At 30.9% G+C, this 22,819-nt stretch carries 25 protein-coding genes; 16 read left to right on the top strand and 9 right to left on the bottom strand.

The features are described 5' to 3' along the window. The first annotated feature begins 62 nt into the window (after nucleotides 1–62). Both MBM09_RS10540 and MBM09_RS10545 read left to right on the top strand, forming a co-directional pair. Nucleotides 63–962, top strand: coding sequence for a sterol desaturase family protein (locus MBM09_RS10540; RefSeq protein ID WP_238673688.1), 900 nt, complete (start codon nucleotides 63–65; stop codon nucleotides 960–962). Further along, entirely contained in the window at nucleotides 952–1,743 is a 792-nt protein-coding gene (locus MBM09_RS10545; RefSeq protein ID WP_238673689.1) for an SDR family oxidoreductase, read from the top strand. Before MBM09_RS10540 ends, MBM09_RS10545 begins: the two co-directional genes overlap by 11 nt. A gap of 5 nt (nucleotides 1,744–1,748) precedes the next feature. On the opposite strand, the gene MBM09_RS10550 is transcribed toward MBM09_RS10545, so the two are convergent. The 6 genes from MBM09_RS10550 to holA all read right to left on the bottom strand — a co-directional run bounded on the left by MBM09_RS10550 (nucleotide 1,749) and on the right by holA (nucleotide 7,173). Next, nucleotides 1,749–2,213 carry a DinB family protein gene (locus tag MBM09_RS10550; RefSeq protein ID WP_238673690.1) on the bottom strand — a complete coding sequence of 155 codons (465 nt, stop codon included), beginning with the start codon at nucleotides 2,211–2,213 and terminating at the stop codon, nucleotides 1,749–1,751. Between the two features lie 12 nt (nucleotides 2,214–2,225). Beyond that, nucleotides 2,226–2,903 carry a metal-dependent hydrolase gene (locus MBM09_RS10555; RefSeq protein WP_238673691.1) on the bottom strand — a complete coding sequence of 226 codons (678 nt, stop codon included), beginning with the start codon at nucleotides 2,901–2,903 and terminating at the stop codon, nucleotides 2,226–2,228. 35 nt (nucleotides 2,904–2,938) lie between these two features. Continuing rightward, nucleotides 2,939–3,853, bottom strand: coding sequence for a 1,4-dihydroxy-2-naphthoate octaprenyltransferase (gene menA, locus MBM09_RS10560; protein ID WP_238673692.1), 915 nt, complete (start codon nucleotides 3,851–3,853; stop codon nucleotides 2,939–2,941). Next, on the bottom strand, nucleotides 3,841–4,680 hold the full coding sequence (locus tag MBM09_RS10565; protein ID WP_238673693.1) for a 1,4-dihydroxy-2-naphthoyl-CoA synthase: 840 nt from the start codon (nucleotides 4,678–4,680) through the stop codon (nucleotides 3,841–3,843). The genes menA and MBM09_RS10565 overlap by 13 nt, the downstream gene beginning before the upstream one ends. A gap of 813 nt (nucleotides 4,681–5,493) precedes the next feature. Next, on the bottom strand, nucleotides 5,494–6,159 hold the full coding sequence (locus MBM09_RS10570; protein ID WP_238673694.1) for a uracil-DNA glycosylase: 666 nt from the start codon (nucleotides 6,157–6,159) through the stop codon (nucleotides 5,494–5,496). A 9-nt stretch (nucleotides 6,160–6,168) separates the two neighbouring features. Further along, nucleotides 6,169–7,173, bottom strand: a complete 1,005-nt coding sequence (holA, locus tag MBM09_RS10575; protein WP_238673695.1) for a DNA polymerase III subunit delta — start codon at nucleotides 7,171–7,173, stop codon at nucleotides 6,169–6,171. Nucleotides 7,174–7,199: 26 nt separating this feature from the next. On the opposite strand from holA, the gene MBM09_RS10580 reads away from it, so the two are divergent. The 3 genes from MBM09_RS10580 to MBM09_RS10590 all read left to right on the top strand — a co-directional run bounded on the left by MBM09_RS10580 (nucleotide 7,200) and on the right by MBM09_RS10590 (nucleotide 9,585). Then, the gene (locus MBM09_RS10580) at nucleotides 7,200–7,646 is read left to right on the top strand and encodes a type I restriction enzyme HsdR N-terminal domain-containing protein (RefSeq protein WP_238673696.1); all 447 of its coding nucleotides are present in this window, start codon (nucleotides 7,200–7,202) and stop codon (nucleotides 7,644–7,646) included. Continuing rightward, nucleotides 7,643–8,632 carry a glycosyltransferase family 2 protein gene (locus tag MBM09_RS10585; RefSeq protein WP_238673697.1) on the top strand — a complete coding sequence of 330 codons (990 nt, stop codon included), beginning with the start codon at nucleotides 7,643–7,645 and terminating at the stop codon, nucleotides 8,630–8,632. Before MBM09_RS10580 ends, MBM09_RS10585 begins: the two co-directional genes overlap by 4 nt. 92 nt (nucleotides 8,633–8,724) lie before the next feature. After that, on the top strand, nucleotides 8,725–9,585 hold the full coding sequence (locus tag MBM09_RS10590; RefSeq protein WP_238673698.1) for an OmpA family protein: 861 nt from the start codon (nucleotides 8,725–8,727) through the stop codon (nucleotides 9,583–9,585). Nucleotides 9,586–9,752: 167 nt separating this feature from the next. Here MBM09_RS10590 and MBM09_RS10595 read toward each other — a convergent pair whose 3' ends face one another. Both MBM09_RS10595 and MBM09_RS10600 read right to left on the bottom strand, forming a co-directional pair. Then, entirely contained in the window at nucleotides 9,753–9,974 is a 222-nt protein-coding gene (locus MBM09_RS10595; protein WP_238673699.1) for a VOC family protein, read from the bottom strand. Between the two features lie 18 nt (nucleotides 9,975–9,992). Then, on the bottom strand, nucleotides 9,993–10,613 hold the full coding sequence (locus MBM09_RS10600) for an L-threonylcarbamoyladenylate synthase (protein WP_238673700.1): 621 nt from the start codon (nucleotides 10,611–10,613) through the stop codon (nucleotides 9,993–9,995). Nucleotides 10,614–10,659: 46 nt separating this feature from the next. On the opposite strand from MBM09_RS10600, the gene MBM09_RS10605 reads away from it, so the two are divergent. The 8 genes from MBM09_RS10605 (at nucleotide 10,660) to MBM09_RS10640 (ending at nucleotide 16,945) form a co-directional block, all read left to right on the top strand. Further along, the gene (locus MBM09_RS10605) at nucleotides 10,660–11,526 is read left to right on the top strand and encodes an alpha/beta hydrolase (protein ID WP_238673701.1); all 867 of its coding nucleotides are present in this window, start codon (nucleotides 10,660–10,662) and stop codon (nucleotides 11,524–11,526) included. Between the two features lie 43 nt (nucleotides 11,527–11,569). Then, the gene (locus MBM09_RS10610; protein WP_238673702.1) at nucleotides 11,570–12,538 is read left to right on the top strand and encodes a hypothetical protein; all 969 of its coding nucleotides are present in this window, start codon (nucleotides 11,570–11,572) and stop codon (nucleotides 12,536–12,538) included. Then, nucleotides 12,531–13,499 (top strand): glycogen-binding domain-containing protein, encoded by a 969-nt coding sequence (locus MBM09_RS10615; protein ID WP_238673703.1) that lies wholly within the window; start codon nucleotides 12,531–12,533, stop codon nucleotides 13,497–13,499. The genes MBM09_RS10610 and MBM09_RS10615 overlap by 8 nt, the downstream gene beginning before the upstream one ends. A 120-nt stretch (nucleotides 13,500–13,619) precedes the next feature. After that, the gene (locus MBM09_RS10620; RefSeq protein WP_238673704.1) at nucleotides 13,620–14,309 is read left to right on the top strand and encodes a hypothetical protein; all 690 of its coding nucleotides are present in this window, start codon (nucleotides 13,620–13,622) and stop codon (nucleotides 14,307–14,309) included. A 70-nt stretch (nucleotides 14,310–14,379) separates the two neighbouring features. After that, a complete protein-coding gene (locus tag MBM09_RS10625; RefSeq protein ID WP_238673705.1) occupies nucleotides 14,380–14,847 on the top strand; it encodes a nuclear transport factor 2 family protein in 468 nt (155 codons plus the stop codon). A 35-nt stretch (nucleotides 14,848–14,882) separates the two neighbouring features. Continuing rightward, complete coding sequence (locus MBM09_RS10630; protein ID WP_238673706.1) at nucleotides 14,883–15,425, top strand: DinB family protein; 543 nt, start codon at nucleotides 14,883–14,885, stop codon at nucleotides 15,423–15,425. Between the two features lie 122 nt (nucleotides 15,426–15,547). Further along, nucleotides 15,548–16,276, top strand: coding sequence for a nitroreductase family protein (locus MBM09_RS10635; protein WP_238673707.1), 729 nt, complete (start codon nucleotides 15,548–15,550; stop codon nucleotides 16,274–16,276). Nucleotides 16,277–16,300: 24 nt separating this feature from the next. After that, entirely contained in the window at nucleotides 16,301–16,945 is a 645-nt protein-coding gene (locus tag MBM09_RS10640) for a DUF1801 domain-containing protein (protein WP_238673708.1), read from the top strand. 23 nt (nucleotides 16,946–16,968) lie between these two features. Here the strand turns inward: MBM09_RS10640 and MBM09_RS10645 are convergent, their stop codons facing one another. After that, on the bottom strand, nucleotides 16,969–19,299 hold the full coding sequence (locus MBM09_RS10645; RefSeq protein WP_238673709.1) for an ATP-dependent helicase: 2,331 nt from the start codon (nucleotides 19,297–19,299) through the stop codon (nucleotides 16,969–16,971). Between the two features lie 142 nt (nucleotides 19,300–19,441). Here MBM09_RS10645 and MBM09_RS10650 point away from each other — a divergent pair, with 142 nt between their 5' ends. The 3 genes from MBM09_RS10650 to MBM09_RS10660 are packed head-to-tail and all read left to right on the top strand — an operon-like array spanning nucleotide 19,442 to nucleotide 22,819. Further along, nucleotides 19,442–20,713: an amidohydrolase gene (locus MBM09_RS10650; protein ID WP_238673710.1), complete on the top strand. Its 1,272-nt coding sequence runs from the start codon at nucleotides 19,442–19,444 to the stop codon at nucleotides 20,711–20,713. Between the two features lies 1 nt (nucleotide 20,714). Continuing rightward, nucleotides 20,715–22,292 (top strand): FMN-binding glutamate synthase family protein, encoded by a 1,578-nt coding sequence (locus MBM09_RS10655; RefSeq protein WP_238673711.1) that lies wholly within the window; start codon nucleotides 20,715–20,717, stop codon nucleotides 22,290–22,292. Between the two features lie 5 nt (nucleotides 22,293–22,297). Then, the gene (locus MBM09_RS10660) at nucleotides 22,298–22,819 is read left to right on the top strand and encodes a hypothetical protein (protein ID WP_238673712.1); all 522 of its coding nucleotides are present in this window, start codon (nucleotides 22,298–22,300) and stop codon (nucleotides 22,817–22,819) included.

A 22,819-nucleotide genomic window follows, 5' to 3' on the forward strand; every position in this document is an offset into this window, starting at 1 on the left:
GAGTGCCAAAAATACTCAATTAATTTCACTATTTTTAGCTCTAAATTAAGTTTAGATTTAAAATGACAGAGTTCCCAGATATTATTCTTTATGCTATTCCTTTTTTTATACTTTCTATGATTATAGAATTGTATGTTACCATAAAAGAAGGCATAAAAACCTACGAAACTAAAGACGCTTTTTCTTCCATAGCTATGGGTTTAGGCAATGTATTCTTAGGTTATTTTAGTAAAGCTTTAGTGCTTCTATCCTTTTTCTTTATTTATGAGAATTTTAGGCTATTTACTATTCCTGTAGTGTGGTGGAGTTTTATATTACTCTTTTTTTTAGATGATTTTGCTTATTATTGGTTTCATAGAATTAGCCATGAATGCAGATTGTTTTGGGCTTCGCATGTAGTACACCATTCTTCGCAACACTACAATTTAAGTACAGCCTTAAGGCAAACTTGGTCTGGTGGTTTTTACTCCTTTATATTCTGGTTGTGGTTACCACTTCTAGGATTTCACCCTGGAATGATTATGCTACAAATGTCTGTTAGTTTATTATATCAATTCTGGATACATACCGAAGCTATTAACAAATTACCAAAATGGTTTGAGGCTATAATGAATACGCCTTCACACCACAGGGTGCATCATGGTAGCAATCCCTTATATTTAGATAGAAATCATGCCGGAATTTTAATTATCTGGGATAAAATGTTTGGTACATTTCAACCAGAGCTGGATGAAGAAAAAGTAATTTATGGTTTAGTTAAAAACATAAACACATATAACCCTATTAAAATTGCGTTTATTGAATGGATAAATATGTTTAAAGATGCCTTTTCTGGTAAAAAATCATTAAAAAACAGACTGCTTTATTTGATAAAACCACCAGGTTGGAAACATGATGGAACCGGACAACTGAGTAATGATTTAAGAACCGAATGGATTAAAGAAAACCAACATGACATTTAATAATAAAGTAGTTTGGATTACTGGTGCTTCAAGTGGTATTGGTGAAGGTTTAGCTTTGCAACTCGCTGAACAAAACTGTAAACTCATCTTGTCTTCCAGAAGAAAAGATGTGTTAGAATATGTAAAGAATAATTGTTCTAATCCAGAAAACATTGCTGTACTTCCTCTAGATCTATCAGAAATAAATGTAATGAAAGCACATGTTGATGAAGCTATCAGTCTATTTGGCAAAATAGATATACTTATTAATAATGGTGGTATTAGCCAACGTTCTCCAATAATAGAAACCTCTATTGAAGTTGATAAAAAACTCATGGAAATAGATTATTTGGGAACTGTTGCACTTTCTAAAGCTCTTTTACCTCATTTTGTTGCGAATAAATCTGGACATTATGTTGTAGTTTCTAGCCTTATGGGAAAATTTGCTTCTTCATACAGATCTGCATATTGTGGAGCAAAACATGCTTTACATGGTTTCTTTGATGCGTTGCGTTTAGAACATGATAAGGATAATATTAAAGTTACTATGATTTGTCCTGGGTTTGTAAATACAAACGTAGCCAAAAATGCTTTAACAGCTGATGGAAGTAAACAAGGTTATCAAGATGAAATGACCGACAAAGGTCTAGATGTTAATGCTTTTGTAAAACGAATGATAAAAGCTATTCGTAAAGAAAAATTTGAAGCCTACATTGGTAAATTTGAAACTTTTGGTGTATATGTTAAACGGCTCTCACCAAGACTAATACACAAATTGGTTTTACGCAGTAAGGTGAAATAAAATTATTACTTTATTAATTTTTTTATGAGTATTATTTGGCCTAAATGATAATAAGAATGCTCTATAAGTACATCTATATTCCTGAAATAGTTTCCATACTTTTTATCAAAAAAATCTATTTCTAAATCTTTATCAGATAAATTCTTAACTGCCTCAATAAATTGTTTTGAATCTTCACAGAACTTATTAACTAATATTTTCCAATCTGTTTCATTTTTTATTGGTTCATAGTCAAAACTATACTTATCTCTTATTTCTAATTTCCCTCCTTTTAGAACATTAAGAAGTCCAGAAATATAATAATCGATGTGAAATGTTAAATCCGCTATGGTATTTAAAGACTTATACTTTTGAATTGCTATTTTCCAATCTAAATCAAATATTTCGTTTTTAACATTGGTTCCTGCAACCCATTTGCCATCAAGTAGTACTTCGTTTAATCTGTTTGCAAGTGTTAATGACAATCTCATTTTTAAGTAATCTTACAACTCAATACTCTCTCCTATCCCTAATAGCATTAAATCTTTATCTTTATCAAAAAACTTGCGTTTTGCTTCTTCATGGTTAATTTCTATATAACCAAAAGTATCATAATGACACCCTAAAATTTTGTCGCATTCTACAAAATCACTTGCTAAAATAGCATCATCTACACCCATGGTAAAATTATCACCAATAGGTAAAATAGCTAAATCTAATTTTGTTTGTAATGGTATAAGCTTCATATCCATTGTTAATGCAGTATCTCCAGCTATATAAATGTTTTTGTGCTCACCTTCAATAACAAATCCTCCTGGTTGCCCACCATAACTTCCATCTGGAAAAGACGATGTGTGTATAGCATTCACATATTTAACTGTTCCGAATTCAAAATCCCATGAACCTCCATGATTCATTGGATGGTTTTCAAAACCTTTATTCCCATAATGCGATGCTATTTCGAAATTAGATATAATAACAGCATTAGTCCTTTTAGCTATAGCTTCTACATCAACAATATGATCTTGATGTGCGTGAGTTACTAGAATATAATCAGCTTTAAGCGTATTTATATCTATTGCTGATGCTTTAGGATTAGCTGAAATAAATGGATCTACAAGCAAGTTGACATCACCAATTTTAATACCCAAACTGGCATGTCCATAAAATGTTATTTTCATGAAATGAATAGTTAAAACATTAAATTACAAAAAAATTATAATATGTGACCTATTCCCATTAAAATTGCTAACAAAACAGTTGTTAATGCTAATTTTTTTAACTCTGGATTCAATAACTTAGGCTCTTTATTTTTATTTACTTTTTTTAAGTGAATAAGTAAAGGGATATAAGCAATAATAAAAATAAGGTTTATAGGTTTTGTATAGTATAATATACCAAATAAGCTAGATAAAACTATTGCGAGTACAATCAATATGTTATGGTAACTCTTAATTTTCTTCTCTCCAAATTTAACTGCTAAAGTAACTTTATTTGATACTTCATCTGATATTCTGTCACGCATATTATTAAGGTTTAAAACCGCAGTGCTTAAAAGTCCAATAGTACAAGCTGGTAAAAAAGTTACATGGTGTACTTGTTTTGCAAATAGAACATAACAGCCCATAACACTAACTAAACCAAAAAAAATAAATACAAAAATATCTCCTAAACCTCTGTAACCATAAGCATTGTCACCAATTGTATAACGTACAGCGGCAACAACAGAGCCTAAACCTAAAAAAAAGAAAGTTATTGTTAGCAAAAAATGCTTTACACCAAATGCCGAAAAAACGAGCAAAAATGACAAGCATATAGATAACAAAACATTTATTTTGATAGCATTTAACAACTCTTCTGGTGTTATTTTACCTGTTTGTATAGCACGTTCTGGACCTATTCTATTATTATTGTCTGTACCCTTAATACCATCACCATAATCGTTGGCTAAGTTTGATAAAATTTGAAAACTTAATGTTGTTAAAATGGCTAATAAGAAAATATGCCATTTAAAAACTCCATTATAATATGCCAAACATGAGGCCAAAATAATACCAGATATGGATAAAGGAAGTGTTCTTAAACGAATAGCTGAAACCCAAATAGAAATGTTTTGCATTATGGAATCCATTTTTTATCAAAGTTAGGCTTACGCTTTTCTAAGAAAGCATTTCTTCCTTCTTTTGCTTCATCAGTCATGTATGCTAAACGTGTTGCTTCTCCTGCAAAAACTTGTTGCCCAACCATACCATCATCAGTTAAATTCATTGCGAATTTTAACATTTTTATTGATGTAGGTGACTTTGCTAATATTTCCTGAGCCCATTCGTAAGCTGTATTTTCTAATTCATCATGCGGTATTACAGCATTTACCATACCCATTTCAAAAGCTTCCTGTGCAGAATAATTTCTTCCTAAGAAAAAGATTTCTCTAGCCTTTTTTTGTCCAACCATTTTAGCTAAATAAGCAGAGCCATAACCTCCATCGAAACTGGTAACATCGGCATCTGTTTGCTTAAAAATAGCATGCTCTTTACTTGCTAGAGTTAAATCGCAAACGACGTGTAAACTGTGGCCGCCACCAACTGCCCAACCTGGAACAACAGCAATTACTGCTTTTGGCATAAAACGTATTAAACGTTGAACTTCTAAGATATTTAATCTGTGATATCCATCCTCGCCGACATAACCTTGATGTCCTCTAGCCTTTTGATCACCACCACTACAAAATGAATACACTCCATCTTTACTTGAAGGTCCTTCTGCTGATAGTAAAACAACTCCAATATTTACATCTTCATTAGCATCATAAAATGCATCGTATAGTTCGCTGGTTGTTTTTGGTCTGAATGCATTACGTACATCTGGTCTATTAAAAGCAATTCTTGCCACACCATTACACTTATTGTACGTTATATCTTGATATTCTTTTGCTATAATCCAATTAAGTTGGTTCATCTTCATTTATTTTAGTCAAAAATAAATTTTATTTTATTAAATAAGAGATATAATGATAAATTAATGTCCTTTAAACACAATTAGTATAAAATTAAACTTGTAAAAATTTAATTAAGATTTATTACAATAAAATGTACAGTAAATAAAATTATTCATAATTTTTTAAGAAATTAATAAAATGAAATATTAAGGTATAAGTAATTCATAAAAAATAAAACTAGGTACAAGTACGTATTGCTTTACATTTTTTTATTTCATATATTTGCAACAGAGTTTGTTAACTCTTAATAATTGTTAACAATTTTTTGTTTTATCGATTAAATTTGTTTTTTATCGAAATTTTCAATCCCGAATGCCTATGTTATTAACAATTACTATTTCACTTTTTGTACTAGTTGCAATTAATTTATTGTTGTTAAAGTTTAGCTGTAATAAAACTTTAAAGCCTACGGAAGTTAATAAAAAACCTGTTGTCTTAAGACCCCAAATTCAAATTAAATCTGTTGAATTAACTTTAGCTCCTACAGGTAGCTAATTAGTTTTTTAAATCTTTTAAATCGGTCAATGTGACCAATTTATATTATTCGTGTCAAATATCTACTAAAGTTTGTTTGATATGTTTTATATAGTTATTCCTGCTATTTTACTTTCTCTTATTGTCTTTAATTTTTTATTATTAAAATTTAGTTGTAATAAAATTAAAAAAAAGGCTGAAAATAAAAACAAACCGCCTGTAGTTTTAAGTCATCATGTTACAATTGAAAATGAACATAAAATACTAGCAAAAACAGCTAGTTAATTTTCAAAAAGCTTTTACCAGTTTACTTCTTTAGTATTTATACCTTTTAATATAGTATTAGCTTTACTAAAATGCTTGTTACCAAACCAATACCCTCTATTTGCACTCAATGGAGATGGATGACCAGACATTAATATATGATGCTTATTTTCATTTATTAATTTTGCTTTTTTCTTAGCATAACCTCCCCATAGCAAAAAAACTACTCCTTCTTTTTTATCACTTATCAATTTTATTACTGCATTTGTAAAGGTTTCCCAACCTTTATTTTGATGGCTCCCTGCTTGATGAGCTCTTACCGTCAAAGTAGCGTTCAATAACAAAACACCTTGATCTGCCCATCTTGATAAATTGCCACTTACTGGATAAGGTGTTCCTAAATCACTTTCTATTTCTTTAAATATATTAATTAACGATGGTGGATGATCAATACCATCATTTACCGAAAAACAAAGTCCGTTTGCTTGACCATAGTTATGATAAGGATCTTGACCAATAATAACTACTTTAACATCGTCAAAATTACAATGATTAAATGCATTGAAAATTTGATTCCCTGGAGGAAAACAAGTATAAGTCTTGTATTCTGATTTTACAAAATTTACTAAATCTTTAAAGTAAGGTTTGTTAAACTCGTCTTCTAAATAATGCTTCCAACTCTGGTGAATATCTACATTCATTCAAAAATGTTAATTTAAAATCTTTACTAATAATTCTTTGAGTAAATCTCCTTGAGGAACTGAGTTTGCTCCAACACCTTTACTTTTAATATCAAACTCTCTTAATGTCGCCACCACAGTACTTACTTTTCGCATTGGGTAATATTTTGCTGCAGTAATGTATTCATTTACGAAATAGGGATTTATTTTTAATGCAGAAGCAACACTTCTAGGAGATTTATCTTTTAATCCATGAAAATGAAGTAATTGTGAGAAAAAATTAAACAGTAAAGCAACAGTTACAACCATTGGATTATCCTTTGGGTTTTCAGCAAAATAATTTACAATTTTAAATGCTTTTACAGTGTTTTTTTCTCCTATGGCTTTTCGTAATTCAAAATTGTTGTAATCTTTACTAATGCCAATGTTTTCTTCAATATGTTCTGGAGTAATTTGAGTGCCTTCAGGTAAGATTATTTGTAGTTTTTCTAATTCGTTATTAATTTTACTTAAATCTGTTCCTAAAAACTCCACTAACATTTGTGCCGCTTTAGGTGAAATGGTATATTTTTTAGAAGACAAAACACGACGAATCCAATCGGCTACCTGATTTTCGTAAAGCTTTTTACTTTCATAAATAACTCCTGTTTTCTTTAAAGATTTATAGAGTGCTTTTCGTTTATCAATTTTCTTGTACTTATAATTTACAACCAAAACTGTTGTAGGTTGTGGATTTTCAACATACGATGCCAATTTTTCAATGGTTCTAGATAAATCTTGAGCTTCTTTAACAATAACCACTTGATATTCTGCCATCATTGGATATCGTTTTGCATTTCCAACAATATCATCAATAGTCACATCACGTCCATACAATACCATTTGATTAAACCCACGTTCTTCTTCGGCTAAAACTGTATTTTCAATAAAATCAGATATTTTATCTATATAATAAGGTTCTTCACCCATTAAAAAATAAATGGGTTTTAAATTACCATTTTTTATATCTGTTACTAATTGTTTTACTTCGTCCATTAAAAAAAAATCACCAAATTTGTGCAGTGCAAAAACTAAATTTCCCTACATATTCGTTTCGATTCAAAAGTAACGAAAATAAAATTTCTATTTTTGATAGTATTCGCAAAAAGTTTGTGGTTTTACAACCCGAAGAATGGGTGCGTCAACATTGTGTTGAGTTTTTAATTAATGAAAAAGGTTACCCTAAATCTTTAATAAATATTGAAAAAGAGCTAACTATCAACTCTTTAAAAAAGCGATACGATATTGTTGTTTTTAACTCAAATGGGAGTATTCATTTAATTGTAGAATGTAAAGCGCCTAAAATTGATATTAAACAAGATACATTCGATCAAATAGCACGATATAATTTGGAGTTAAACGCTACCTATTTAATGGTTACTAACGGATTAAATCATTATTATTGCCAAATGGATTTTAAAAATGAACGCTATCAATTTTTAAAGGAGATTCCAGCTTATACAAAATGAAAATAGCTATAGCCATACTAAACTGGAATGGGAAAGAGTTGCTTCAAAAATTCTTACCATCTGTTGTTGAGCATTCAAAAGAAGCCTCAATTTACATAATAGATAATGCTTCTACAGATGATTCTGTTGCCTTTGTAAATGCTCAATATCCAAACATTAAAACCATTCAAAACATTGAAAATGGCGGATATGCAAAAGGCTATAATGACGGATTAAAACATATTGACGCTGACGTATTTTGTCTTTTAAATAGTGATGTTGAAGTTACTAAAAATTGGCTTAAACCTATTATTGAAAGTTTTAAAACTGATTCTAACACAGCCATTATTCAACCTAAATTATTAGACTATAAAAAGAAAGATTTTTTTGAATACGCTGGTGCTGCAGGTGGTTTTATAGATAAATATGGTTATCCGTATTGCAGAGGTAGAATTTTTAATACCCTGGAAAAAGACCTTGGACAGTATAATGATACAACAGAAATTTTTTGGGCTTCGGGGGCATGTTTATTTGTCAAAAAAGATGTTTTTAATGAGTTAAATGGTTTAGATGAACATTTTTTTGCTCATATGGAAGAAATAGATTTATGCTGGCGTGCAAAAAATTTAGGTTATTCAGTTAAATATGTCGGAGGTTCAGAAATCTACCATGTTGGAGGAGCTACATTAAGCAATACAAATTCTAAAAAAACCTATCTCAATTTTAGAAATAGCCTCTATGCATTAACTAAAAATGCAAAAGGTTTAGTACTAGGACTATTATTTATTCGATTGATTCTTGATGGTATTGCAGGATTAAAATTCTTACTAGAATTTAAACCCAAACATACTTTAGCTATTTTAAAAGCTCATTTTGCTTTTTATGCCCATTTTAGCTATTTATTAAAACAAAGAAAATCCACAAAAAATAAAATAAAATACTACCAAAGAACATCCATAGTGTTCGATTATTTCGTAAATAAAAAAACGAATTACAAAAGTTTATAACTAGTTAGTAAAAGTTTTGTTAAAATGTTAAAAACAACCGATTTTTATATACTTTTGTGCAAACAATTTAAAAAAACAATCCTTAAATAATTATGAAAAAAGTTTTATTATTTAGTGCATCTGTAATGTTGTTATTGAGCTCATGTGTTTCAAAAAAACAATTTACAGACCTTCAAGCAAAACAAAAAGAAACTCAAGATTTACTTAATTCTGCTACTGTAAAATTAAATTCTTGTTTAGAAGAAAGAGCTTCAGCTACTGCTAGACTTGAAGGTTTACAAGAACAACTTGCAGATTTACGTAAAACTAATCAGGATTTAATTGATACAAAAGGAAATTTAACAACCTTAACTCAAAAAGGTGCTGAAAACCTTGAAAAATCTTTAGAAAGCTTAAAAGAAAAAGATTTAAAAATTACTCGATTACAAGATGCGCTTACTAAAAAAGATAGTGTAACACTAGCTTTAGTTACCAGTTTAAAACGTGAAGTAGGTATAAACGACCCAGACATTGAAGTAAATGTAGAAAAAGGTGTGGTATTTATTTCTATTGCAGATAAATTATTATTCCAAAGTGGAAGCTACAATGTAACTTCAAGAGCTAAAGAAGTTCTTGCTAAAGTTGCTAAAGTTGTTAATAGCAAACCAGATTTTGAATGTATGGTTGAAGGACATACTGATAATGTTCCTTACAGAAAAGAACCTTTATTAGACAACTGGGATTTAAGTGTTAAGCGTTCAACTTCTATTATTAGAGTTTTACAAGACTTAAATGTAAACCCATCTCAATTAATCGCTGCAGGACGTAGTCATTATGTACCTTTAGTAGATAACGATACTGCTGAAAATAGAGCGAAAAACAGACGTACACGTATTGTTGTGTTACCTAAAATCGATCAGTTTTACGACATGATTGAAAAAGAAATGAAAAACTTAGCAGCTGGTACAAATTAATTAGCCAAGAAAAAAATTATAAAGCTCAATCGAAAGATTGGGCTTTTTTATTTATCAGACCAAACAGCAAGTTCATTTCCAGCAGGATCTAAAAAATGAAATCTTCTTCCTCCAGGAAATGAAAAAATAGCTTTTGATATTTTACCGCCGTATTGAATGATTTTGCTTTATATATTATCTAAATTTTCATGATAAAGAATTACCAAAGCACCATTTGTAATTTCTGCATCAGACTTTTCAAACCCTCCTTCTACTCCACTTTCTGAAAAAGCTATATATGTTGGCCCGTAATCTGTAAACTTCCAATTAAATGATTTACTATAAAAAGTTTTTATAGCTTCTAAATTAGCTGCTTTAAATTCAACATAATTAATATGATTATTTTCCATAATTAAAAAAAGAACACATTAAAAAATCTCTAAACTACCTTTACCTTCTCTAACAACAATAGGTTCTTCTTCAGATAAGTCAATTACTGTAGAAGGTTCATTGTCTCCATATCCACCATCAATTACCAAATCAACCAGATTATCCCATTTTTCTAAAATAAGTTCTGGGTCTGTGGTATATTCAATAACTTCATCTTCATCACGAATAGAGGTTGATATTATTGGGTTACCAAGTTTTTTTACAATTTCTCTGGCAATATTGTTATCAGGAATTCTAATACCCACAGTTTTTCTTTTTTTAAAAGGATTTGGTAACGACTTAGATCCCGGAAGAATAAACGTATAAGGTCCTGGAAGCGCTCGTTTTAGTATTTTAAAAACCGAAGTATCAATTTGCTTTACATAGTCACTTAAATTACTTAAATCATAACAAACAAAAGAGAAGTTAGACTTTTCTAATTTTACTTGTTTAATTCTTGCAACGCGTTCTAAAGCTTTTATATTAGTTATATCGCAACCCAAACCATAAACCGTATCTGTTGGATAAATAATTAGTCCACCTCTTTTAAGAACTTTCACTACATGCTCTATGTCTTTAGGATTGGGGTTTTCGTTATATAATCGTATAAATTCAGCCATAATAACTATATTGTAATCTCGTTTAAATGTAAATATTATTTTTATTATGAAAGGAATATTTAAGAATTTCTTCATCTTATTTTCTATAATTTTTCTATCAGGTTGTTCTAACGAAACTGTCACCGAAGATAATCCTGTTAATGTTTTAGACGCTTCTATTTCATATGAAGAATTAAACATTAGTTATGGAGATGACGTAAATCAAAAATTCGACCTCTACTTACCTGCAAATAGAACCACTTCGACAAAAACCATAATATTAATTCATGGTGGCGGATGGGTTTCTGGTGATAAAAGCGATATGGACGCTATTAAAAATTTAATTAAACAGGATATACCAAATTTGGCTATTGCAAACATAAATTACAGATTAGCAAATGATAACAACAAGCCCTACCCCATGCAAATTGAAGATATTACTTCTGTTACAAACTATTTAAGAGAAGAAAAATCAAATTACACCATTTCTGAAGATATTGGTTTTATTGGTACTAGTGCGGGCGCACATTTGTCTCTTTTATGGAGTTACGCTTTTGATTCTGATAAAAAAGTTGATATGGTTTGTAGCATTGTAGGTCCAACAAATTTTACTGATCCCGCATATTTAAATAACACAAACGCAGAACTACAAGAATTACTGGATTTGTTTGGAGAAGAGCCTTCAACAGCATTTCTGGAAGAAGCTAGTCCTTATCATCAATTAACATCTCAAGCGCCTCCTACTATTTTATTTTATGGCGGACAAGATCCACTTATCCCAACTACGCAAGGAACAGATTTACGTGATAAATTACAAACACTTGGTGTTACACACGAGTTTACTTTATATGAAGATGAAGGACACGGTTGGGTTGGTTTAAGCTTGCTAGATACTTGGTTGAAACTTAAAGTTTTCATAAATAATTATTTGTAAGCTATGTAATGTAACATTTCATTTTTAAATTAGTCTTACATATATGCTAAGGTTATTTTATTTCATACTATTTTTTTCGATTTGCATCCCTCTGGTTCATGCAAAAGATGATTTATCTAACCCTATTCTATTCTCTAATGCTGAAGTTTTAAATGAGTACACCACCAGAATCCCTTTTAAACTGGTAGACCATTTAATTGTTGTTGAAGCAGAACTGTTGGACAAAAAAGGAAATTTTATCATCGATACTGGTTCAGAGAGAATGATACTTAATTCGGTTCATTTTTCTAACCTCTATGAGCATCAAAGAAAATACGAAAGCACTTCTGGTGTTATGCACTCTATTGAAAACTCTTATGAAAAGCAAATAAAAGCCTTTGCCTTACAAGACTTTACGCTGGAGAATAAAAATTCTGATGTTATCAACTTATCACATATAGAAAAAAGCAAAAAAATTAAGCTTTTAGGCATTATTGGTTACAGTATTTTAAAGGATTATGAGGTTTTTATAGATTTGCACTTAAACCAAATAACACTTACTAAAGTAGATAAGTTTGGTAACAAACTAAATAAAAATGTTTACTTAGAAAAAATTGTTGATAGCCTAGATTTTTATTTAAAAAATCATACCATTGTAGTTAATGCATTCATCAACTATCAAAAAGTTAGGTTAGGTGTAGATACCGCGGCAGAATTCAATCAAATTAATAAAAGTGTAAACAAAAGAGTTTTACAATATTTTGTACCCAAAAAACGATTAAAACTCCAAGGTGCAAGCAATAACACTATTAAAGTTATGGCAGGAAAATTGCATCGTGTAAAACTAAGTAATACTATTTATTTTGGGCCTATGAATACTATTGTAACCAATTTAAGTAAAATGAATGAAGCTTTTGGCACTCAATTAGATGGTATTTTGGGCTATGAATTTTTTGCACAAAAGAGAACTATTATTAATTATAAAAAAGAGAAACTATACTTTATAAATTATCCTATAAAACACATTGAATAAACTTATATTACATATCATCATTATCATTACAGGTTTTGTAACCTTTAATAGTTATGCACAGAAAAGTGACTTTAAAGGTTATAGAATTGAAGGTGATACTATTGTGTTTGCTTTTGATAAACGTGATTACAATAAGATTTCAACAGATAATTACGGACTAAAACGCGATTTCGATGATTTAGATATTGAAAGTGTAGTGGTGTCTGGTGAATTCAACAATTGGTCTAAAGATAAATGGCGAATGACCAAAATTGATGAAAACCGATACGAGCTAAGAAAAAAAATTGATGATTTTACAGACGAATTCACTTGGGAATTTAAATTTGTAATTAACGATTATTATTGGGCAGAACCTTCTAAATCTTATCCAAACATAGCCAAATCAACTAAAGATGGGATGCGTTTAAACAACACTTATAATTTAAAAATGTATACCGCTTACCCAAGTAAAGATGGCAATGCTTATTTTAAGTTAAAGGGGTACGATGATGCTAAAAAAGTTATTGTTGCTGGTTCTTTTAATAAATGGGACGAAGAGCTTTTTAAAATGACAAAAACCAAAGATGGCTGGGAACTTACATTACAAATTAAACCAGGTGTATATCAATACCGTTTTATTGTAGATGGTCATTGGATGGAGGATCCACACAACCCACATAAAACAAGAAATGAGTTTAGTGAATACAACTCTGTATTAGATATAAAAGAATACACTGCTTTTAAACTAAGAGGTTATACTAATGCCCAAAAAGTAATTCTTTCGGGCACTTTTAATAACTGGAATGAGCATGAACTGGTTATGCGAAAAATGGATTATGGCTGGAAATACGTAATCCCTTTAACTGGAGGTAAACATCATTATAAATTTATTGTAGACGGACAATGGATTGTAGACCCAAACAACAGTGTTAAGGAATATGATGGAGAAGGTCATATCAATTCGGTTTGTATGGTGAAATAATGTTTTCAACAAGTTTTTTAGTTTCTTTCATCACATTTAAACTTTTAATATTATTTTAGAAGTGTTGTTATACCTTAGTTGTATGTCATTTAAAAACACGTATTTCAAGAAAACTTATCAATGATTAAACGTTTGAAAAAAATTTTATCAAATCAGAAAACGAAACGTTTGAAAAATGATTTAAAAAAGTCATTGATAGAAAATGATTTGGCAAGAGAATCAGATATTGAAACTGTGCATAATTTATGGATAAGATTTCAAAAAAGAAAAGACCATAAATATGATGAATTCTTTAATGTTTGCCTATATTCTTCAATTGTAGGTCGTGATATATCAATTTTATGGAATAATTATTCATTGACCGAAACTTACAGTCAAAAAAATCTTTATGGACGATTATTGAGTATGACATTAATTGAATTTCTAGATGACATTAATGGACTTCTAGGGAAAAAACTTCGATTAGAGCTTAAAAAAAACTCAATGAATAGGTTTGTAGAAGATTTAAATAAGATTAATAAAGAGTTTGCTGCGGTTAAAAAACAACATAATCTCGAATTAAGAAAGATTCGTAATAATTGTTCAGCGCATAAAACAAAAAAAGCCATAGACTTAATTGATTTTACAAAAAAAACACATTTCGAAAATTTACACGAAATTTCAGCAGATACCTCCAAAATAAATATCAAATTAACTCAATTGACTACTAAAATAATTTACGGAATAAATGATGAACAAAAAGTAAAACTTGCTGAACTTCAATTAAAATTAGAAGGGATGAAAAAAAATTCCATACACTACATTATGTAAAAATTGCTACTTTTAGCTAAACCAATGTTAGTTGCTCATTTACTACAATTTGTAATAACCAAAACCACATATGAAAACACATTTAAAAATATTGGTTTCCATTTTCTTATTTCTTTTATCAATAAATCAAATTTTTGCACAGGACGCCACGAAAGCTCACAAGGATTCATTAGAAACAATTATTAAAAAATATTATGATTTAAATCTTAAAATCTTTCAAGTAAATTCTAAGGTTGAGGACATTGATAGAACTTTTAAACTTTTTACGGACGACTTTACTTACATCCATCCGAAATATGGTGGATTATATACCAGAGAAGATTTGTATAACGGATATGTCAGAAATCAAAAAAACGGAGGTTACGACGGAAATATCACAGATATTAAAATAATTAACAAAATTGTTGGACTGAACGCTGTCGTTGTGCAAAAATGTTTTGTGGAAAAAAAAGATGATAAAATGCAAGATGGAGAACCAGAAATGACACTTTTTGAATTTAGAAATGGTAAAATATCACGAATCTTTGAATATTGGTAATTAACTAAAAAACATATAAACAAAATTAAAATTCCATGAAACACATACTTATTCTAACAACTATATTTATGTTTAGTTCACTTAAATCTCCTGTGTTTGCACAACAAAATAGCTTTATTAAAGACTATCTAGAGCGATTAGAAAATTCGAGAAAGTATTTAGTTTTAGTAGCAGAAACAATGCCTGAAGAAAAATACAATTTTAAAGCATCTCCAGAATCACTAACCTTTGCAGAAAATTTAATGCATATAGGATATGCTATAGATTGGCATAGTCAATCTTTGTTGGGTGGTAGAGAATCTAGAGATTGGAAAACCGATACAGTTTTTAAGGTTGATAATAAATCTAAAGAAGAAATGATTTCAATAATTGATAAAACATTCGATGAAACCATAAAACTGATTAAACATTTTGATACTACTCAACTAGAAAATAAGCTAGACTATTTTGGTTTAGATAGGACTAAACGACAAATTTTCTTATTACTAGCTGACCATATTACTCACCACAGAGGGCAAATGCTAGTTTATATGAGACTAAATGGTCTTGTTCCTCCTAGATATGTTTTGTTTCAATAACTTGGAATAGACCATATAAATACGAAATAACTGAAAATGGAAAAGGATTTTTAATTACATCAGCTGGTTATGACGGACAATTTGGAACTGAAGATGATAATTAAATCTAACTAATGAATAATATGGAAAAAACAGTATCAGAAGCTATTGCTTATAGACGATCAGTGAGAGTATATAAAGACGAATCCATCGATTCTGAAAAAGTAAAACAATGCTTGGTTAATGCCTCATTAGCTCCAACGAGTAGTAATCTTCAACTTTGGGAGTTTTATCACATTACCAATAAAGAAACTTTAGATGAAATGGCTAAAGCTTGTTTTAACCAGAGTGCGGCAAAAACAGCGCAACAATTGGTTGTTGTAGTAGCTCGTAAAGATTTATGGCGAAAAAGAGCAAAAGCCAATCTAAATTTTTTAAACAAAGTGTATGATAAAGAAGGCCTTAGTGATGGCGATTTAAAGCGAAAAAAAATGGCTTCTAATTATTACAGTAAATTGATTCCAACTATTTATACAGATTTTTTAGGAATACTAGGTTTCATCAAATATTTAGTCTTTCAAATTATTGGTCTTTTCAAACCTATATACAGGCAAACCCGATTAAGTGATATGCGTATTGTAGCTCATAAAAGTGCTGGATTAGCTGCTGAAAATTTTATGATAAGTATGGCAGCAATTGGCTATGACACCTGCCCTATGGAAGGCAGTGATACATTAAGAGTAAAAAGAATTTTAAAGCTACCTAGAAATGCTGAAATAACTATGGTTATTGGCTGTGGGTTAAGAGATGATAAAGGAATCTATGGGAAAAGGTTTAGAATTCCATTTGATGAAGTATATTACGAGATTTAAGTAATTTCTAACCTTAACTAAAAAATGAAAGAAGAAGTAAAAAAATATTTGAGTGCACAAAAAAAATGGAATTTGGAATTAACCAAACTTAGAGAAATTGTATTGGATTGCGGACTCACAGAAGATTTTAAATGGCGAAACCCTTGTTATACTGATAATGATAAGAACATTGTTTTAATTGGTGCTTTTAAAGATTACTGTTTAATTAGTTTTTTAAAAGGAGCTTTACTAAAAGACCCTGATAAAATCCTTGAAAATATTGGAAAAAACACAAAATCAGCAAAACTAATAGCTTTTAAGTCATTAAATGATATTGATAAACTTGAAAATACACTAAAAGTATATATTAAGGAAGCTATTGATGTGGAACGAAAAGGTTTAAAAATTGACACTAAAAATGATGAACTAGAATATCCCTTAGAATTATTAAAAAAATTTAATGAAAATCCTGAATTTAAATTAGCTTTTACAAATTTAACAAAAGGGCGCCAAAGAGGTTATCTTTTACATTTTTCTGGAGCTAAACAGTCAAAAACTCGTACTTCAAGAATTGAAAAATATGAAAAGCGAATCTTTAACGGTAAAGGCATAATGGACTGTGTTTGCGGACTTTCAAAACGTATGCCTAATTGCGATGGTTCTCATAAACAATTAGAAAACATCGTATAACTACATTTTAAAATCCAAAAAAACTACCCAACAACTTCCAACTTAGCAAAGCGTAGCAATAACTTTTTAACGCCACCATGCTGAAAATTAATTTCAGCTTTAGTATCTGCTCCAACTCCTTCAATTTTTAGAACTTCACCTGTACCAAAACGGATATGTTTAACAATATTTCCAACGGCTAATTTACTATCAAACAAATTTGTATTACCATTAGTATTGGTTACTTTCTTTAAGTTTTTAGGCGTAGTAACCTTAAATTTCTCTGGTTCTTTTTTAGTTACACCTTTTTTAAAGGTAGGTTGTTTTACTGGTTTATAACGAATTTTATTAGGCTCAACATCTCCAAAAATATCTGCAGAAAGCATAGGGTTAAATCGGCGTTCTTCAATAGGTGTTACAATATCTAAATATTGCTCATCTATCTCTTCAATAAATCGACTGGGTTCAGAATCTACTAATTTCCCCCAACGGTAACGTGATAATGCATACGTTAAATACGCTTGCTTTTCAGCACGGGTAAGTGCAACATAAAATAGGCGTCGCTCCTCCTCTAGTTCGCTACGCGTATTCATACTCATAGCACTCGGGAACAAATCTTCCTCTAAACCAACAATATACACATAAGGAAACTCCAATCCTTTGGCTAAATGTATCGTCATTAAAGCTACATGGTTGGTATCGCCTTTATCGGCATCTAAATCGGTTTCCAAAGCCGCATTTTCCAAAAATTCTGCTAAAGAGCCTGTGGTATCTGCCAATTCTTTTTGGACTTCCACAAAGTCTTTCATACCATTTAAAAGTTCCTCAATATTTTCCATTCTGGTAACTCCTTCTGGTGTACCATCTTTATTGAATTCACGAATTAATCCACTGGTTCTGGTAACATGTTTAGCCAATTCAAAAGCATCAGCAGTTTGGTTCATCACCTGATAACTTTCAATAAGCGTTACAAAATTTTGAAGTTTTGTTCGGGTACCAGAATTTATTTTAACCTCAGTTTTATCAATGTTTTTCATCACATCAAAAATGGTTTTACCATAACCATTGGCTGCCACAATAAGTTTATCCACCGTAGTTTGACCAATTCCCCGTGGCGGAAAATTAATAACGCGCTTTAAAGCTTCCTCATCGGCTGGATTGACAATTAGTCGCAGGTAAGCAACAGCATCTTTAACCTCTTTACGTTGATAAAAGGATAATCCTCCATATATTCTATACGGTATATCCTTATCCCGTAAAGCTTGCTCAAAAGCTCTTGATTGAGAGTTTGTTCTGTATAAAATAGCAAAATCATTATTCTTTAACTGGTGATTTATTTTATTGTCAAAAATAGAATTTATGACATAATATCCTTCTTTTGAATCAGTTTCTGATCTATGTACTTTTATTTTTGCGCCTTCATCATTTGCTGTCCAGACTACCTTGTCAAGCTTTGTTTGGTTTTTATCAATTATTGAATTAGCTGCATTTACAATATTTTTTGTTGAACGGTAATTTTGCTCTAATCTAAATACTTTAACATCATCATAATCTTTCTGGAAATTTAAGATGTTGTTAATATTCGCGCCACGAAACGCATAAATACTTTGCGCATCATCACCTACCACACATATATTTTGAAACTTATCAGACAATGCTCGAACTATTAAATATTGTGAATGGTTGGTATCTTGATACTCGTCAACCAAAATGTATCTAAAACGGTTTTGATATTTCATCAACACATCTGGAAAACGCGTTAATAACTCATTGGTTTTTAACAACAAATCATCAAAATCCATCGCGCCTGCTTTAAAGCAACGCTCTACATACTCTTTATAAATATCACCCATTCTTGGTCTGCGCGCCATAGCATCGGCCTCTTTAAGTTCTGGGTTTTGAAAATATGCACGAACCGTAATCAAACTATTTTTATAAGATGAAATTCTTGAACGTACTTGTTTGTACTTGTAAATGTCTTTATCAAGATTCATTTCTTTAATGATAGACGCAATCAATCTATCAGAATCTTGAGTATCGTAAATAGTAAAATTACTTGGGTAACCTAATTTATCGGCTTCACTACGCAAAATTCTAGCAAATACAGAGTGAAATGTTCCCATCCATAAATTTTTCGCTTCACTAGCACCAACAATAGTTGCAATACGCTCTTTCATTTCGCGTGCTGCTTTATTGGTAAATGTTAACGATAAAATATTAAAGGCATCTATACCTTTACTCATCATGTAAGCTATACGATATGTAAGCACTCTGGTTTTTCCAGAACCTGCACCTGCAATCACAATCATTGGTCCATCTATTTGAGTAGTAGGCTCTAATTGTGCTTCGTTTAACTGATTTAAATACTTCTCCAATTCCTTTTCATTTTAAAACGTGAAAATAACCAATGTTATGCTTTTAACTAAGCGTATTTATTAATAATTATAAACAATTATAACTTGTTTAGTCCTTTAGTAAATTTTGAATATCTTTAAGCTTGAATTTTCAAACCCAAGTATGAAACATATCCTATTTCTTTTTGTTTTCTTCGGAATAACAAACACCTACTCTCAAACAACACTGAATGAACAATTTAACAATATTGAAGCTAAAGTTATTGAATGGAGGCGTGATTTTCATCAAAATCCCGAACTATCAAACAGAGAGTTTAAAACGGCTGAAAAAATTGCAAAACACCTTAAATCTTTAGGAATTGAAGTAAAAACTGGAGTAGCTCATACTGGAGTAGTTGGAATTTTAAAAGGAAATAACCCTGGAAAAGTAATCGCCTTACGTGCAGATATTGATGCACTTCCTGTTACCGAGAGAAACGATTTAGAATTTAAAAGTGAAGTCGTTTCAGAGTTTTTAAATAAAAAAACTGGTGTTATGCATGCTTGCGGACATGATACACATATTGCTATTTTAATGGGTGTTGCTGAAATGCTTTCTAAAAACAAAGACAAAATTAATGGTACTGTAAAATTTATTTTTCAACCTGCAGAAGAAGGTCCGCCACCTGGTGAAGAAGGCGGTGCAAAATTAATGATAAAAGAAGGCGTTTTAGAAAACCCAAAAGTTGATGCTATTTTTGGATTGCACATTAGTTCTGAAATTCCAGTTAACACCATAAAATACAAAACCGAAGGCATGATGGCTGCTGTAGAGCGATTTGTGATTAATGTTAAAGGTAAGCAAACTCACGGATCTCAGCCATGGTCTGGTGTAGATCCTATTCTTATTTCTGCTAAAATTATTGATGGTTTACAAACTATTATTAGTCGAGAAGCAAAATTAACTGATGAAGCAGCTGTAATTACGGTTGGTAAAATTACAAGTGGTGTGAGGTTTAATATCATTCCTGAAAGTTCTGAAATGATTGGAACGCTTCGAACTTTAAACCCTAATATGAAGAAGTTAATCATAAGACGCATGACCGAAATGACGGAAACTATTGCTAAGGCTTACGGCGGAGAAGCAACTATTAAGTTTGAAAATTTTACATCTATCACCTTTAATGATGTGGCTTTAGTTGAGCAAATGCTTCCTACATTAAAAAGAGTTGCTGGTGAAAAAAACGTGCAAACAATGAAAGCTACAACTGGAGGTGAAGATTTTTCATATTTTCAGGAAGTAGTTCCTGGCTACTATTTTTATTTAGGCGGAAAAACTCCAGGAAACACAGAATCATTCCCTCATCACACACCAGATTTTAAAATTGACGAAAGTGGCTTACTTTTGGGTGTAAAAACATTAACACATATTACCTTTGATTTTTTAAATAATTAGCATGAATACATTACTTGATTTTTTAACAAGCGTTGCTTGGTGGGGTTGGATTTTAATTGTGCTCGCTATAATTGCTATACGCGATATTTTTTTTCAAAAAGCACATACTATAAGCCATAACTTTCCTATTGTCGGACATTTGCGTTATTGGTTAGAAAGCATTGGTCCAGAAATGCGTCAGTATTTTGTTGCTAATAACAGAGAGGAATTACCATTTAACCGAATAGAACGTGGCTGGATTTATGCTTCAGCAAAAAAAGAAAATAATTACGAAGGTTTTGGTACCGATAGAGATATTTATGCACATCATCATATTTTTATAAATAATGCGATGATGCCTTTTAAATTACCAGATAATCATCCTAATAAAATTGACAAAACCTTTTTGCCTTGTGCTAAGGTTATGGGTGAATTTAATAATCGCAAAAAACCATATCGTCCAGCTTCTGTAATAAATGTTTCTGCTATGAGTTTTGGCTCACTATCCGCGAAAGCAGTAGAATCATTAAACAAAGGAGTAAAACTAGCAGATGCATATCATAATACAGGTGAAGGTGGCTTATCGCCTTACCATAGCCATGGTGGAGATGTAGTGTTTCATTTTGGAACTGGTTATTTTGGAGTTCGTGCTGATGATGGCGGATTTTCAATGGAAAAAATGGTGAAATTGGTAGAGGATAATCCATTTATTCGAGCTATAGAGGTAAAACTATCACAAGGCGCAAAACCTGGGAAAGGTGGCGTTTTACCCGGAAAAAAAATAACTCCAGAAATTGCAGCTATACGAGGTGTTGAAGTTGGTAAGGATGTGCTATCGCCACCAAATCATAAAGCGTTTTCCAATGTACCAGAAATGGTTGATTTTATTGAAAAAATTGCTGAAGCTACCGGTTTACCAGTAGGTATTAAAGCGGCTATTGGAAAATTAGAGCAATGGGAAGAACTTACAGATATTATGCTAAAAACTGGTAAAGGTCCAGATTTTATAACTGTAGATGGTGGTGAAGGTGGTACAGGTGCTGCACCTCCTAGTTTTGCAGACCATGTATCATTACCTTGGGTTTATGGGTTTAGTGATTTGTACAAATTATTTAAAAAGAAAGGTTTAACAGAACGTATTGTTTTTATAGCTAGTGGTAAACTTGGTTTTCCTGCAAAAGCAGCTATGGCATTTGCTATGGGAGCCGATTGTATTAATGTCGCTAGAGAAGCTATGATGAGTATTGGCTGTATTCAAGCACAAATATGCCATACTAACCGATGTCCTGCAGGAATTGCAACGCAAAAAAAATGGACTCAAAATGGAATAAATGTTCCGCTTAAATCTGAGCGTTTAGCTCAATACTTCAAAACCTTTAAAAAAGAATTGATAGAAATTACACATGCTTGTGGATATGAACACCCGTGTGAATTTAAAATGAGTGATGTTGATATAAATGTTGATGACCATAATCTCTCTAAAGAATTAGGCAGAACTTATAATTATGAAAAAAATCCTGTGCCTTTTAAGAGTATGCAAACCCTAAAAGATTGCTTATATTTGGGTGGAATTAAAAATAGTCACGCACAATCAAATTAAAATTTATGGACGTTAGCCGAATTATTGACCTTTTTTTATTTGCTATTCCTTCCTTAATTACAGGAGTTATTGCTTATTATTTTTTTAGAGAACATACCAAAAATGAAGATGGACGTAGACGCTTTTTATTAAAGAAAGACTTACAAATTAACGCTATGCCTTTACGTTTACAAGCGTATGAGCGTATGGCGCTATTTTTAGAGCGTATATCGCCTTCAAAATTACTAACAAGAGTAAATCCAATCGACTCAAATAAAGAAAGTTACGAGTCTTTGCTTATACAAAGTATTGAACAAGAATTTGAACATAATTTATCGCAACAAATTTATATAAGTGATAAATGCTGGAATATAGTAACCACTGCAAAAAATGCCACCATACAGCTTATTAGAAAAGCCAGTATGCTAGAAAAAACCGATTCTGCAAACAAGCTAAGAGAAGTAGTTTTAACAGAAATGATGGAACGTAGATCGCCAAGTGATGCTGCTTTATCTTTTATTAAAGATGAAGTTTCCGAATTATGGTAA

Origin of the sequence: Flaviramulus sp. BrNp1-15, assembly GCF_022259695.1 — a bacterium.
Taxonomy (GTDB): Bacteria; Bacteroidota; Bacteroidia; order Flavobacteriales; family Flavobacteriaceae; genus BrNp1-15.